The organism is Longispora fulva, assembly GCF_015751905.1.
GTDB classification, from domain to species: Bacteria; Actinomycetota; Actinomycetes; order Mycobacteriales; family Micromonosporaceae; genus Longispora; species Longispora fulva.
The window spans coordinates 6,288,052-6,301,737 of record NZ_JADOUF010000001.1; the positions used below are offsets into that span (position 1 = coordinate 6,288,052).

Annotated in this window: 15 protein-coding genes and 2 tRNA genes; 6 read left to right on the forward strand and 11 right to left on the reverse strand. The window is 71.1% G+C overall.

Translation table 11 applies throughout. The features are described from left to right. Positions 1 to 135: 135 nt before the first annotated feature. Positions 136 to 714 (reverse strand): TetR/AcrR family transcriptional regulator, encoded by a 579-nt coding sequence (locus IW245_RS28540; RefSeq protein WP_233472885.1) that lies wholly within the window; start codon positions 712 to 714, stop codon positions 136 to 138. Positions 715 to 822: 108 nt separating this feature from the next. Here IW245_RS28540 and IW245_RS28545 point away from each other — a divergent pair, with 108 nt between their 5' ends. After that, the gene (locus IW245_RS28545; RefSeq protein ID WP_197006236.1) at positions 823 to 1,602 is read left to right on the forward strand and encodes an MOSC domain-containing protein; all 780 of its coding nucleotides are present in this window, start codon (positions 823 to 825) and stop codon (positions 1,600 to 1,602) included. Here the strand turns inward: IW245_RS28545 and IW245_RS28550 are convergent. The 3 genes from IW245_RS28550 to IW245_RS28560 form a co-directional block, all read right to left on the reverse strand. Further along, positions 1,599 to 4,205, reverse strand: a complete 2,607-nt coding sequence (locus tag IW245_RS28550; RefSeq protein WP_197006237.1) for a hypothetical protein — start codon at positions 4,203 to 4,205, stop codon at positions 1,599 to 1,601. The two genes, IW245_RS28545 and IW245_RS28550, sit on opposite strands and share 4 nt — an antisense overlap. 73 nt (positions 4,206 to 4,278) lie before the next feature. After that, entirely contained in the window at positions 4,279 to 6,039 is a 1,761-nt protein-coding gene (locus tag IW245_RS28555) for an HSP90 family protein (RefSeq protein WP_197006238.1), read from the reverse strand. After that, positions 6,018 to 6,575 (reverse strand): VanZ family protein, encoded by a 558-nt coding sequence (locus IW245_RS28560; RefSeq protein ID WP_197006239.1) that lies wholly within the window; start codon positions 6,573 to 6,575, stop codon positions 6,018 to 6,020. Before IW245_RS28560 ends, IW245_RS28555 begins: the two co-directional genes overlap by 22 nt. Positions 6,576 to 6,632: 57 nt before the next feature. On the opposite strand from IW245_RS28560, the gene IW245_RS28565 reads away from it, so the two are divergent. Continuing rightward, positions 6,633 to 7,424, forward strand: coding sequence for a maleylpyruvate isomerase family mycothiol-dependent enzyme (locus tag IW245_RS28565; protein ID WP_197006240.1), 792 nt, complete (start codon positions 6,633 to 6,635; stop codon positions 7,422 to 7,424). A 52-nt stretch (positions 7,425 to 7,476) separates the two neighbouring features. Here IW245_RS28565 and IW245_RS28570 read toward each other — a convergent pair whose 3' ends face one another. Beyond that, positions 7,477 to 8,235: an SGNH/GDSL hydrolase family protein gene (locus IW245_RS28570; protein ID WP_197006241.1), complete on the reverse strand. Its 759-nt coding sequence runs from the start codon at positions 8,233 to 8,235 to the stop codon at positions 7,477 to 7,479. An 80-nt stretch (positions 8,236 to 8,315) separates the two neighbouring features. Here IW245_RS28570 and IW245_RS28575 point away from each other — a divergent pair, with 80 nt between their 5' ends. After that, on the forward strand, positions 8,316 to 10,022 hold the full coding sequence (locus IW245_RS28575; RefSeq protein ID WP_197006242.1) for a proline--tRNA ligase: 1,707 nt from the start codon (positions 8,316 to 8,318) through the stop codon (positions 10,020 to 10,022). A gap of 352 nt (positions 10,023 to 10,374) precedes the next feature. On the opposite strand, the gene IW245_RS28580 is transcribed toward IW245_RS28575, so the two are convergent. From IW245_RS28580 to IW245_RS28600, 6 genes are all read right to left on the reverse strand, one after another. Continuing rightward, a tRNA-Ala gene (locus tag IW245_RS28580) sits at positions 10,375 to 10,450 on the reverse strand. A 34-nt stretch (positions 10,451 to 10,484) separates the two neighbouring features. After that, complete coding sequence (locus tag IW245_RS41035) at positions 10,485 to 10,613, reverse strand: DLW-39 family protein (RefSeq protein ID WP_231398964.1); 129 nt, start codon at positions 10,611 to 10,613, stop codon at positions 10,485 to 10,487. Between the two features lie 42 nt (positions 10,614 to 10,655). Further along, positions 10,656 to 10,729 (reverse strand) — tRNA-Ile (locus IW245_RS28585). 97 nt (positions 10,730 to 10,826) lie between these two features. Next, entirely contained in the window at positions 10,827 to 11,267 is a 441-nt protein-coding gene (locus IW245_RS28590) for a GNAT family N-acetyltransferase (protein ID WP_197006243.1), read from the reverse strand. 154 nt (positions 11,268 to 11,421) lie between these two features. Further along, on the reverse strand, positions 11,422 to 11,613 hold the full coding sequence (locus IW245_RS28595) for a DUF397 domain-containing protein (protein ID WP_197006244.1): 192 nt from the start codon (positions 11,611 to 11,613) through the stop codon (positions 11,422 to 11,424). 14 nt (positions 11,614 to 11,627) lie between these two features. Beyond that, positions 11,628 to 12,521: a helix-turn-helix domain-containing protein gene (locus IW245_RS28600; RefSeq protein WP_197006245.1), complete on the reverse strand. Its 894-nt coding sequence runs from the start codon at positions 12,519 to 12,521 to the stop codon at positions 11,628 to 11,630. A 322-nt stretch (positions 12,522 to 12,843) separates the two neighbouring features. On the opposite strand from IW245_RS28600, the gene IW245_RS28605 reads away from it, so the two are divergent. The 3 genes from IW245_RS28605 to IW245_RS28615 are packed head-to-tail and all read left to right on the forward strand — an operon-like array spanning position 12,844 to position 13,627. Beyond that, positions 12,844 to 12,984 carry a hypothetical protein gene (locus IW245_RS28605; RefSeq protein WP_197006246.1) on the forward strand — a complete coding sequence of 47 codons (141 nt, stop codon included), beginning with the start codon at positions 12,844 to 12,846 and terminating at the stop codon, positions 12,982 to 12,984. A gap of 23 nt (positions 12,985 to 13,007) precedes the next feature. Continuing rightward, a complete protein-coding gene (locus IW245_RS28610; protein WP_197006247.1) occupies positions 13,008 to 13,394 on the forward strand; it encodes a hypothetical protein in 387 nt (128 codons plus the stop codon). Next, on the forward strand, positions 13,385 to 13,627 hold the full coding sequence (locus IW245_RS28615; protein WP_197006248.1) for a hypothetical protein: 243 nt from the start codon (positions 13,385 to 13,387) through the stop codon (positions 13,625 to 13,627). Before IW245_RS28610 ends, IW245_RS28615 begins: the two co-directional genes overlap by 10 nt. Positions 13,628 to 13,686 lie beyond the last annotated feature (59 nt).

Below are 13,686 nucleotides of genomic sequence, written 5' to 3' on the forward strand. Positions count from 1 at the left end.
AGGTCCGGCGATCCCGCAGCAGCACCGGGGGGACGACGTCGACACGTCGGCGCAGCGGACCGTCCAGACCTGGGACCCGGGGCCCGCCGGCCGGCACGCGCCGAAGCCGCACGGACCGCGACCGAACTAGAACCCCTATCCGCCCAGCGCTGCCAACGCCGAGGCTCGCAGCAACACCGACCGCCGCTCGCGGTCGACCTCCCCGCCCAGGAACGGCGTCGAGTTCATCAGGCCGAACGCCGCGTGCGCGAGCACCCTGGCCTCCGCCGGGTCCAGGTCCGGCCGCAGCTTGATCAGCGCGGCGACCCACTCCTCGACGTACAACCGCTGGAGCCGGCGGATCTCGCGGCGCGGCTCCGGCGGCAGCCGGTCCAGCTCGTGCAGGTGCAGGGCGATGACGGCCGGGTGCTCCAGCGCGAACTCCACGTGGAAGCCGACCAGCGCGGCCAGCACCTCCTCGGCGGTACCCCCGGCGGCCACCCTGTCCCGCCCACCGGCCAGCAGCTGCTCACTCACCGGGGTCAACGCGGCGGCCAGCATGGCCTCCTTGCCCGCGAAGTGGTGGTAGAGCGCCGGACCGGTCACCCCGGCGGCGCCGCCGATGTCGTCCATCGACACGCCGTGGTAGCCCCGGGTCGCGAACAGCTCCACCGCGATCTCCAGGATCTCTTCACGGCGGGTACGGCGACGGGGCAACGCCAGGCGATCAGTCACCCGGACAGGGTAACTCGCGGGTAACCTGCGCGGGAACTCCCGATGGCGCCCCACCGGCGGCGGCCGGCACCAAGATCGCCGGCGGGTGCCCCGTGCGAAGCTAGCCGCATGCGCGTCCTCGAGCTGAACATCCATCCCGTGAAGTCCACCCGACCGGTCCCGGTCGACCGGGCGGAGGTCGCGTTGTGGGGGCTGGTCGGGGACCGGCGCTGGATGCTGGTCGACGGCGACGGCCGGTCGGTCACCGCCCGGGAGGAGCACCGTCTGCTCACTGTGCGTACGGTCCCGGTTCCCGACGGTGTGCTGATCGAGGGCGGGCCTCGGTTGACCGAGCCGGCCGGCGACCCGGTCGCCGTGCGGCACTCCCGGCACGAGCTGCTCGGTGTTCCCGCTGGTCCGGAGGCCGATGACTGGTTCCGGCGACTTCTCGGCCGGTCCGACGTCCGGCTGGTGTGGTGCGGGGACCCGGCCCAGCGGGCGCTCAACCCGGACCACAGCGAGCCGGGCGACCGCACCGGGTTCACCGACGGCTACCCGGTGGTGCTGTCGACGACGGGATCACTCGGCCAACTCAACGACTGGATCGGCGGCGAGCCGCTGCCGATGGTCCGGTTCCGGCCGAATGTGGTCGTGGACAGCGCCGAGCCGTTCGCCGAGGACCACTGGAAGCGGATCCGGATCGGCGCGGTGGACTTCCGGGTGGCCAAGCTCGTCGACCGGTGCGTGATGACGACCGTGGACCCGGAGACGCTGGTCACGGGGAAGGAGCCGATCCGCACCCTGGCCCGGCACCGGCGGTGGGACGGGAAGACCTGGTTCGGGGTGCACCTGATCCCCGACGCGGTGGGCTCGGTCCACGTCGGGGATCGGGTCGAGATCCTGGCCTAGCCGCGCGCCTCCGCGAGCAGGTCCTGGACGTGTTCGCGCTGCGGCGCGTCCTCCGGCAGCGCCCCGAGGACCGCCTCCAGCACCACGACGGCCTCGGCCGGCCGGCCGACCCGGAGCAGCAACCGGCCGCGCATCGTGTCGGCGGTGATCGCCTCGTAGCCGGCGCCAATGCCGACGAGCGCCTCGGCGACCGGGGTGACCCGCTCCAACGCCTCCGCCGGCCGGTCGTTGTTGGCCAGGATCCGGGCGGCGTCGAAGCCGAGCATCGCGTGCTCCCAGATCTGCGGCGGCTCCTCGACCGGCACCTTCGCGGCCACCGCGTCGGCGTCGACCAGCCCGTCGAACGCCCGCTCCGGCTCGCCGGCCCACTGCCAGGACAGCGCGGCCCGCCGCCGGGTGCGAAGTTCGTCCAGATCAGAACCCATTTTCTGGTACGCGGCGGCAGCCGCCCCGAAACTCTCCGCCGCCGCCCCGTCCCGGTCGGCCGCGTCCAGGTGCTCGGCGGACTCCTCCAGCAGCTGGGCCTCGCCGGCCAGGTTGCCCTGGGCCCGGCAGCTGTCGATCAGCTCCGTCAGGAGGACGAGCGCCTGGTCGACCTGCCCGAGCCGCGCGTACGCCTTCGACAGGATGTAGCGCGCCCGCTCGGCCGCGTCCACGTCGCCAGCCCCGGTCAGCAGCGGCACCGCGTCCTCGGCGGCGAGCGCGGCCTCGTCGGGCCGGTCGGTGTTCAGGTAACAGCTGGCCAGCTCCACGCCGGCCGCCCCGGCCATCGGCGTGCCCGGCAGACCGGCCAGCACCGCCCGGAAGTCGGCGACGGCCGCCTCGGCGTCCCCCAGGTGCAGCAGCATGTTGCCGCGCATCAGGCGGGCACCGGCGAGCGGCTCGGGGTTGGTGGTCAGAGCGATGGCCCGGCCGGCGTGTTCGACGCCGGACCGCAGGCCCTCCTCGGTACCCAGATTGGCCTCGGTCTGCGACCAGTACATCGCGATCACGGCCGTCAGTTCGTCCTTGTCCACCTGGCTGGCCAGCTCGTGGGCGAGCGCGAACGCCGCCGAGGCCTCCCCTGGTTGTCCGGAGAACAGCAGGGCGAGCCCGAGCCGGCACTGCGCGTTGGCGGCCTGCTCGGTCGTCCCGTGCCGGGTGATGTACTCCGCCCCGCCCGACAGCTCCACGAGCTGCGCCGCCGCGTCCCCGGACCGGGCCCGGTGCAGGGCGATCCGGCCCAGCACCGACCGGTGCCGCACCTCGTCGCCGGCCGCGGCGAACAGCTCGGCGGCCTGCTGCCAGGTGGCGATGCCCGCCTCGGGGTCGGCGTCGATCAGCTCCACGCCCCGGGCGTTGAGCCGCCGGGCCCGCAGCGCGCCCTCCGGCTCGGGACACACCTCGTCGAACCGGGCCCACAGCGCCGCGGCCCGCGCAAGGTCGTAGGTGTCCTCGGCCTGCCCGACAAGCTCCTGCGGGCCCAGCGCCGGGTCCACGGCCACGGGCGCGGTACGCGCCGGCGCGGCCGCCGGGGTCACCGCCGACAGCGGCAGGTGCTCGACCAGCGGCTCGGCGGCCAGCCGGGCCCGGACCCTGTCGCCCTGGGTCGGCACGCCGTTGCGCGCGTCGAACCGGGCCGCGAGCGCCAGCGCCCGGTCGGTGAGCTCGACCCGCAGCTCCGCCACGGACTTCCCGGCCCGGCCGACGACGGTCGCGCCGTGCCCCGCCTCATCGAGCCTGCGGAGCAGCAGGCCGGCCGCGGCGCTGAACCACATGTCCGCCGACGGGGAGGTCGGGGCGTCCAGCCAGGCCAGGTGCCGTTCGAGGATCTCCAGGCCCCGGGCGTCGTTGCCGGTGCGGGCGCAGAACTCCAGGTGATCGCCGACCGACTCCAGGTCGGACCGGTTGAACTGGATCGCCCGGTACCCCCGCCGGTGCGCGTCGCGCGCCTCCTCCAGCCGTCCGGTGCGCACGTACGCCTCCAGCAGCCCGGTGAGGATCTGCTGCGGCTGTTCGCGGCATGTGAGGGTGCCGGCGAGCACCGGGGTGGCCAGGGCGACGGACTCCTCGTACCGGCCGGTGTGGTTGAGGTGGGTCATCGTCGCGGTCGGGTCGCACCCGGCGCAGTCGGAGAACTCGCCGCGCGGGGCCGCCTGCCACTGCCGGAAGTGCTCGGCCGCCGCCACGTCGTCGCCGAGGTGGTGGGCGAGGACCCAGCGGTAGTGGTACACGGGATGCAGGCTCGTCCCGGCCGCCCGGTAGCGGCGTTCCATGTCGGCGAGCACGCTGCGGGTCCGCTCCAGGTCCACCTCGGGGAACTGGGTCAGGCCCGACACCATGTCCTTCATGTGCCACAGCAGGTTGTGGGTCAGGTCGTCGTCGCCCTCGCCCCGGTCGTGGGCTGCGAGGCACCACGCGAACGACACGAAGGACTTGGCCCGCTCGCCGCCGTAGATGTACGCGCTGGTCGCCAGGATCCGGGCCGCGTACTGCACCTCCTTGAGCCCCTGCGCGTCGGCGTGCCGGACGATCTCCTCGACGGCCGCGATCTGCCCGGTGCCGTACGGCAAGGACCACGCGTCGGCCAGCATGTCGCGCAACTGCGCCTCGTTCGGACTCACGCGACCACCTCGCTGCGCTCGGCGGCCGGCGAGCCGGACGCACAGAGTTTCTGGTTCGCTCGCTGACGCTCGCTCACGGGGTCTCCTCGTCGGTCGGCACGGCCTGGTTCAGCAACCCCAGGAAGGAACGGTTCAACAGCGCGGCGTCGGCCGGCCGGATCGGGTGGTAGCCGAGCAGCAGCGCCTGCCCGTACAGCGCCTCCACGGACAGGCCGACCAGCTCGGAGTCGCCGAGGCCCGCGATCCGCCGGACGAGCGGGTTGCGGTGGTTGAGCACGAGCTGCGGCCGGTCGTCGGCCGGCTTGTCGAACGCCGCGAGCACCCCGGCCCACAGCTCGTCGGCCTTGTCCCGGGTGTGGCGCAGCTCGGCGGCGAACGCCGCGGACCGGTCCAGCAGGTACAGCGCCGGCAACGACGCCGGCTCGAACGTCCGGAGCAGCACCTCGCAGCCGAGCCGGTCCATGCTGCGCTGGGCCGCGCCGAGGAACGCGCGCACCGACAGCTCGACCCCCGGCTCCACGGCCTCGAACCGGGTGGCCAGGTCCGTCGGGTCCAGCCGCTCGATCTTCAGACCCGGTTCGAGGCCCGGCAGGCGCTCGATGAGCTGGGCGTCGTAGACGTACCCGCCGTTGACGAGGGCGATGTCCTGGGCGGCGGCCACGGCTGCGAGCTGGCGGAACTCGTCCGGGGTCGCGGTGTAGCGGACCAGGCCGTACCGGGCCCGGAAGTCGGCGAGGGTCATCCGGCCCACGTTGGTCTCCACCGGCCACCACTGGTCGACGAGCCGGAGCATCTCGTCGTCGTGCAGGGCGAGCGCCTTGACCCCGAGGTGGTGGATGTTGAGGAACTCCCCCAGCCGGTCCGGGTCCTTCTGCGCCAGGCCGACGAGCCAGCCGCGCAGCTGGTCGCCGAGCGCCTCGCGGGTCTCCTCCAGCTGTCCGTCCTGGTAGAGCGCCTCACGACTGGCCGTGGGCCGCAGCTCGCCCGCGTCGATCACGCACCGGGCGAAGAAGCCCCAGTCGGGCAGCAGGCCCTCGATGGCCTCGCCGAGCAGCATCCGCTTGAGGTAGACCCGGTGGCCGGCCTTCTCCGCCGGGTTCGCCGGGAACGGCAGCACGTAGGCCACGCCGGTCAGACCGGAGCCGGGCACCTTCAGCTCGATCGCGTCGAAGGGGGTGAAGCCGAGGATGTCCTGGGCGTAGCCGACCAGGTCCGCGCGGCGCATCGCCGGGTCGGCCGCCGACCACGGCAGGCCGTCCCCGGTGGCCGGCAGCCCGTTGACCAGCACCCGGAACGGCAGCATCGAGCCGTACAGCTTCGCCAGCTCCAGCACCGTCGGCGCGGCGAACCACTGCTCGCTGCCCGCGCGCGCGACCAGGGTCACCGTGGTGCCGGGCTCCGGGCGGGGATCACCGGCGACCGTCACCTGGTACGTGCCGTCGGAGCGCCCGAGCCACTCCACAGTGGGGGCGTCCCCGCACCGGGTCAGCACCCGCACCTCGTCGGCGACAAGGAAGGCCGACAGCAGGCCGATCCCGAACTGCCCGAGGAACTCGTGCCGGGCGAAGCCCAGCTCGTCGCGCTTGGAGCTGCGGCCGATCGTGGCCAGCAGCTCGTGCACCTGGGCCTCGGTGAGCCCGATCCCGGGGTCGGCGATCGTCAGCCGCGCGCCATCCGTGGCCACCTCAATGGTGGCGGTGGTCACCCCACACGCACTGACCGCGTCCACGGCGTTCTGGAGCAGCTCCCGGACGTAGACCCGGGGACTGGAATAGAGGTGATGGCTGAGCAGATCGACGATGCCGCGCAGGTCTACCTGGAATGTTCGCTCCACGGGCGACCACGGTACCCACCCGGTGCGACGTTCGCCGACCTGGTTTGCCACCAGCGTCGCGAACACAGCCCGGCGAGCAGCGCTCCGACCCCGTTGACCAGCACGTCGTCGACAGAGGAGTGCCGTCCGATCGACAGCGCGTACTGCAGTGCCTCCACGGTCACCGACCCCGCGACCCCGACCAGCAGGATCCGCCACCACCGGCCGAACCATGCCCAGCGCACCGGCAGGCAGAACCCGAGCGCCGCGAACACGAGGAGGTTGCCGCCGATCTGCTCGACGAGCAGGCTCGTACCCCCGAAGATCTGGTCCGGGATGTCGGTGAACGGCACCAGGGTCAGCGACCGGCCGCTCCCGTTGGGGCTGAGGATCATCCACACCCACGGCACCGTGCCGACCACCATCGCCACGTCGCACAGGGCCGTCCGCCACGAGCCCCGCCACACGGCCAGCGCCCAGGCGGCGAGCGCGGCGAACGGCAGGGCGGTGAGTGCGGGGACGATCACCGGTGCCCAGGTGTCCCATGTGTGGCGCATCCGGCAAGTGTGCCCGGAACCCTTGTCGGAACAAGCGGACGGAGGGAGGCTGATCTCATGGCCTCCCCCAAGCACGCCGACGCCTGGCGGCACACCTACGCCGCATCCCTGCAACTCGCCCACCAGTTCAGCCCGGCCGACTGGGAACGGCGCACGGAGTGCCCCGCCTGGTCGGTCCGGGACATCGTGGCGCACCTGATCGGCGCGGAGCTGTGGACGATGGGCGACCGCCCCGAGTTCGAGCTGCCGGACCTCGACCACGTGCACAAGGACTTCGACCGCTGGTCGGAGGTGCACGTGCAGCAACGCCGCGGTACGTCGACGGGCGACCTGCTGGCGGAGTTCCAGGACGTGTACGACCGTCGCTCCACCCACCTCGACACCCTGGACGGCGCGGAGGAGACCCCCACCCCGTGGGGCTTCGACGCCCCGGTCGACCAGGCCCTCGCGTACCGGGTGCTGGACTGCTGGGTGCACGAGCAGGACCTGCGGCGCGCCGTCGGCCGGCCCGGCAACCTGGACTCCCCGGCCGCCAGGGTGGTTCGCGCCCAGATCCTGCACACCCTGCCGCGGCTGGTGGCCAGGGAGGCGCGCGCCGAGCCCGGTCAGGTCGTCCGGTTCGAAGTGACCGGGCAGTTGCCGTTCGACACGGACGTCGCGGTCGACTCCGACGGGATGGGCGTGGCGCAGGCGTCGACCGGGCACGCCTCGGTGGTGCTGAACACGAGTTGGGAGACGTTCGCCCGGTTGTGCAGCGGGCGGGTGCCTGCGAACCGGGCCCCGGTCACCTACATGGGCAACGTCGAGCTGGGGCTGCGGGTGGCCCAGGCGCTGGTGCTCACGCCCTGACCCGGGCGGCGGCGCGGCGGCCCGCCCGCCGCGCCGGTGGCAGGACCACGCGTCAGTCGAACGGGAGCAGCTCCGGCCGCTTCGCCAGCCGGCCGTCCCCCGACGACCGGCCGGTCAGCCGCCGCCGCACCCACGGCGCGAGGTGCTCGCGCACCCACAACGCGTCGGCCTTCCGCCGGTCCAGCCACGGGGCCGGCACCGCCGGCGGGAGTGCCGCGCGCCAGCCCGGCTCCGGCGGTACCCCCAGAGCCTCCAGTGCGTGGGCGGCGACCCGGCGGTGGCCGGCGGCGTTGAGGTGCAGCCTGTCGATGCTCCACAGCCTGGGGTCGTCGAGCGTCCGGTCGCCGTGCATGTCGACGATGTGCGCGCCATGCCGTTTGGCCGCGGCCCGGACCGCCTCGTTCATGGTCTGGGTCCTGGCCCGCATCAGCGCCTTGCCGGGCAGCCGGGCCCCGAAGTCGGCGAACTGGAACAGCAGCACGTCGGCGCCGCTGGCCCGCAGCATCCGGACGATCTCGTCGAAACGGTCGATCAGTCGGGGCAGGTCGACCTTGCGGCGGAGCACGTCGTTGCCGCCGGCGGCGAAGCTGACCAGGTCGGGGCGCATCCGCAGCGTGGCTGGGACCTGCTCGTCGACCACCGCGTCGAACTTCTTGCCCCGCACGGCGAGGTTGGCGTAGCGCAGCGGCCCCTCCTGGGCGAGCCGGGCGGCGACGAGGTCGGCCCAGCCCCGGTAAGCCCCGCTGGGCAGGGCGTCGTCCATCCCCTCGGTGAAGCTGTCTCCCACCGCGACAAAGCTCGACCAGCGCATGAAGACAGTTGTACAACTCGCCCGGCCCCAACGCCTAACTCGCTGGTAATGACGTGCCTTACAGCGAATACTCAGCGGGCATGGTGATCAGAATGTCGACCTTGTTCCTGCGTACGCTGCGTGAGAACCCCGCCGATGCAGAGGTGCCGAGCCACCGTCTGCTGCTGCGCGCGGGCTACATCCGTCGCGTCGCCCCGGGTTCCTACACGTGGCTGCCGTTGGGTCGGCTGCTGCTCGACCAGGTGTCCCGCGTGATCCGCGAGGAGATGGCCGCGACCGGCGCCCAGGAGGTGTCGTTCCCCGCGATGCTGCCCCGCGACGTCTACGACACGTCGGGCCGCCGGGCTGAGTACGGCGAGGACATGCTCAAGCTGCGGGACCGGCGCGGCACCGAGTACGTCCTCGGCCCCACCCACGAGGAGATGTTCACGCTCCTAGTGAAGGACCTGTACGCCTCCTACCGCGACTACCCCGTCACGCTGTACCAGATCGGCACCAAGTTCCGGGACGAGAAGCGGCCCAGGGGCGGGCTGCTGCGCGGCCGGGAGTTCCTGATGAAGGACGCGTACTCCTTCGACATCTCCTCCGAGGGCCTGGAGGCGTCCTACGCCACCCAGCGGGCCGCCTACCAGCGGGTCTTCGACCGGTTCGGGCTCGACTACACCGTGGTCGACGCGATGTCCGGTCCCATGGGCGGTTCGGGCTCTGAGGAGTTCCTGGCCAGGTCCGCGGTGGGCGAGGACTCGTTCGTGGGGTGCGCGAGCTGCGGTTATGCCGCCAACGTCGAGGCGGTCGTGACCCCCGTGCCCGCCGACGTCGCCTCGGACGCGGGCGCGTCGAGGGTGATCGACACCCCCGACACCCCCACGATCGAGTCCCTGGTCGCGGTCGTGCGGGGCCTCGGCTTCGACGTCACGGCGGCTCAGACCCTGAAGAACGTGGTTCTGGCGGTACGCGCCACCGACGGCACCACCGAGCCCCTCATCATCGGCGTCCCCGGCGACCGCGAGGTCGACATGAAGCGGGTCGAGGCCGCCCTCTTCCCGGCCACGGTCACCATGTTCGAGGACTTCGCCGCGTACCCCCAGCTCGTGCCCGGCTACATCGGCCCCCAGGGCCTGGCCGGCGTCCGCTACCTGGTCGATCCCCGGGTGGTGCCCGGCAGCGCCTGGGTCACCGGGGCCAACGTCGCCGGCCGGCACGCGGTGGACGTGGTCTGTGGCCGCGACTTCACCCCGGACGGCACGATCGAGGCGGCGGCCGTCCTGGCCGGGGATCCCTGCCCCACGTGCGGCGAGGGGCTGGTCATCGAGCGCGGGATCGAGATCGGGCACATCTTCGCGCTGCGCACCCGGTTCTCCGACGACTTCGAGCTCGACGCCCTGGGCCCGGACTCGGAGCGGATCCGGATCCTGATGGGCTCGTACGGCATCGGGGTCTCCCGGGTGGTGGCCGCGATCGCCGAGCAGACCCACGACGACCAGGGCCTGTGCTGGCCCGCCGAGATCGCCCCCGTCCAGGTGCACATCGTGGCACTCGGAAAGGAGCAGACGGCCGCATCGGATGCGCTGGCCGCGTCGTTGGAGTCTGTGGGTCTGCGCGTACTCGTCGACGACCGCCAGGGAGTGTCCGCCGGGGTGAAGTTCACCGACGCGGAGCTGCTGGGCGCGCCGACGTGCGTCGTGCTCGGCCGCCGGTACGCCGAGGGCTACGTCGAGCTCCGCGACCGACGCACGGGCGCCCGCGAGGACGTGTCACTGGAGTCACTGACTGTGAGGCTTCTCTAGTTATCCACAGCGGTAGGTTTTCCACAGGCCCTGGTGTCTCCCGGACACCGGGGCCTGTACCGCACAAGGGGACGATTTCGGACCGTTGACCCCAGGAGACTCGTTGTTTCACGTGAAACGCCCACGGAGCCCGCTCAGATCCCCCTAAAGTGGGGCGTAACGAAGGGGCGGTTGTCCCCAGAAGTTGTCCACAGCCTGTGGATAAACATGTGTGCAGAAGATCGCACCCCGTGGGTTGTCCACAGGGTGCGCATGGTTATCCACAGAGTTATCCACAGCCTGTGTGGATAGCGGGATGACAGATCGTGAGCAGTGGTGACGGCGGAGCGGCAGTGCTGAAGTACCGGTGTACTGGTGGAGACGAGGGGAATCGAACCCCTAACCCCTGCCTTGCAAAGGCAGTGCTCTGCCAATTGAGCTACGTCCCCGCAGCGGCCGTCACGTACTGGCCGCCCGGGTCAACTATCGCAGGTCGGGCGAGGTGGTGGCCTCGTGCCAGAGGGCGCGCTCGTCGTTCGCGTCCTTGACCTTCTTGACGACGAACGCGGCGACCCCGAGGATTCCGGCGATGATGATGATCTTCTTCAGCATCGGGGTAGCTCCCTAGGCGTCAAGCGTTTGTTCAATCCTGGGTGGGGCTAGCTGGAATCGAACCAGCGACCTCAGAGTTATCAGCTCTGCGCTCTAACCGACTGAGCTATAGCCCCGTGACACGCGAGAGCAAACTTTACCCCACGCCTCCCCGACCCCCAAATCGGGACCCCACCCAGCGCGTCGCCCCAGGTCAGAGGGTGTTCCGCGCCGTCACAACACCTTGCCGAAACACCGGCTGGTCTCCGACCCCACGTAGTGCCCGAACAACGGGATCTCCCCGTAGCCGGCCGACGTGTACAGCCCGATCGCCTCCCCCTGCCGGGTCCCCGTCTCCAACCGGATCTCCGTGTGCCCCTCCGCCCGCGCCGCATCCTCCAGTGTGGCCAGCAGCCGCCGCGACAGCCCGCGTCCACGGTGGTCCGGGCGCACGTACATCCGCTTCACCTCGGCCACCCCCGGCTCCAGCGTCTGGATCGCACCGCAGCCGACCGGCACCCCGTCGAGGAACCCCACCAGAAACCGGGCTGTGGGGTCCATGGGGAAGCCACCGGCCTCTTCCTCGGGTGCGTACCTGGCCGCGATCTCCGCCTGCTGTGCGCCCACCAGAACGGCGACATCGGCACTGTCGCCCGCCCGCGCCTCGATCTCCACGCCCCGACGCTAGACAGCACCTGTTTCCCACCCGTTTCGCCAAGGTGACAACCCAAACCCTTCAGACGGTTACGGAGGTCCCTGGGCCGGTCCTGCCGGTAGCCCCACTCAAGCGAGGAGCCCCGGTCATCAGACAGGGGCTCCTCGGGTGGGGCTAGCGACCGACCAGCGCGGCAGTGAAGGCGCGCCAGTCGCTCGGCTCGACCCAGAGCTCGGGCCCACCGGGATCCTTGGAGTCCCGGACACCAACGGCCACCGGCCCGGCGGCCACCTCGACGCAGTTGCCGCTGTTCCCGCTCCTAGTGCTTTTGCGCCAATGGGGAGTGCGGGCGAGGGTGTGAGGCATCCCGCGTCTCCTCTCTATGTCGTTGATCCGATCTGCTCCCGAATCGTATTCAGCTTCCGCTCCGATTCGACCTTCGGCAGAGCAGCCTTCAGCAGCTCCTGCCAGATGGCTTCGTAGACACCGACCTCGTCGGCTTCCCGGTGGTAGACGGATCCGAGCACCGTGTCCTGATACGCCACCACCTCCGGCCCATCTGCGATGAACGCCGGCAGGGGCGGCATCGTGACCAGGACGAACGCGCCGTTCAGTGCGGGGTGCGCGCCAGCCTCGAACGGCAGGACCCGGATGTCGACCGTGCCGGCTCTGGCCGTCGCGATCAGGTGGTCGAGCTGCGCCGTCATCACCTCAGGCCCACCAACGATCTGGAGCAGAGCTCCTTCGGCGATGACGCACGTAACAGCCGGAGAGTTCTCCGACGCGAGGATCCTCTGCCGGCTCATCCGCAGGTCGACCAGCTTGGCGATCTCTCCCTCGGCCACCCGGCGCACACCTGCACCCACAATCCGGTGCGAGTAGTCACGGATCTGGAGTAGTGCGGGGATGACCGTGTCGCCCCACCAGCGGAGCGTCGTCGCGGCGGCCTCCAACCTCAGCAGCGGGTCGAAGTCCGCGTCGATCACGTCGGAGAACTGGCGGTACATCGCCGAGGACCGGTTCGGCCCAGCCTGAGAAGCCAGGTTTCGCATGGTGTCGATGACCTCGGAGTCCGCACCGTAGAGGCCGAGCAGGATCTCGACCTCGCCGGGCGTGATGCGCGAGTGCCCACGCTCGACCTTGGACAGCCAGCCCTCGGTGCGGGACAGACGATCGGCTGCGACGTCCAGCGTGATGTCCGCCGTGTCTCGGATCTTGCGCAGGCCAAGGCCGAGGTGTCGGCGAGCTTCCTTGGGATCGAGCCGCTGGGTCATGCCCTCAGTCTTCCCGATGCCGCGACACCCGATCTATGCACAGTCGAGCCTGGACAGCGCCGGTCGAGACACATCGAGTTGGAATCTTGCCAACTAGCTCCATCCGTGCGAATCTCAGAGTGTGGCCACGGTCACGGACTGCGATCCGCAGCGCGAGAAAGCCGTGCACTCTTCCGCAATAAGGGCACCTCGCGCACCCGACCCGCACGGAGGCACCGATGCATAGCCCCGGCAGATACGTCAGCCCAGACGATTTCCCGCCGCCGTACTCGCGCGGATGGCGGCGGCTCCCCCTCAGTGGCCTGTGATGGCCTGTCGACCCGTGCACCGGTGGATCCGGCGCGGCTGGCGGTTCTGGCTGCCCAGGGTCGACGTGTGGTGCGCCGTGCACGGCGTGCGCTGGGAACACCACCACCCGGACGACACCCCATCCGGTCGGCCGCCGTCGACCGTGCGCCTGTGAAGGACTGACGAGAGGTCAGCGCTATGTCGGAAGTACCCGTCGAGGTCGAGGTTTTGACCGCCCGCCTCGGCATCCTCGACACCACCGAGCCGGACGAGTCGGGACGGTGCGCCATCATCGGGGTCCGGATCGACGGGCCCGGGCGGATCGACGGCCTCGCCCCGGACGAGCGGGTCACCCTCGACTGGGACGGGATCTGGTGGACGCTGTCCGGCACGCCCTGGTCGCGGGTCGGCACGTGGCGGCTCGTCGACCGCAGGACCGGCCACCTGGTCAACACGTTGCCGATGGAGGACGAGACCGTGTCGGTGACCCTCGTGCCGGGGCTGCGCTACGAGCTCCGGCCGATCCGGCGGGCCGCGGACCTCGACAGGGAGGTGCCCCGGTGGGAGCTGACCCGGTGCGCCTGAGAATCCGGCTGATCGAGGGCGCGCCGCACGACCGGGGCGAGGTGATCGCCGAGTACGTGCTGGAGCTGGAAGCCGCCAAGGCCAGGTTCGTCGAGCTTCTCGACGATCCGCGCCGAGCCGGCAGGCGCACGTTCATCGAGGCCGACGTCCCCGGATGGACCTCGAATCCGACCGCGGAGGCCATCCGGCAACACATCCGCCACACGCACCGGCCCTCGATCACCTACACGTAGTTGCACATCTTGGGCCGCGGAAATCTACAACAACGTGTAGTTGATCATTGGGTGGCGTC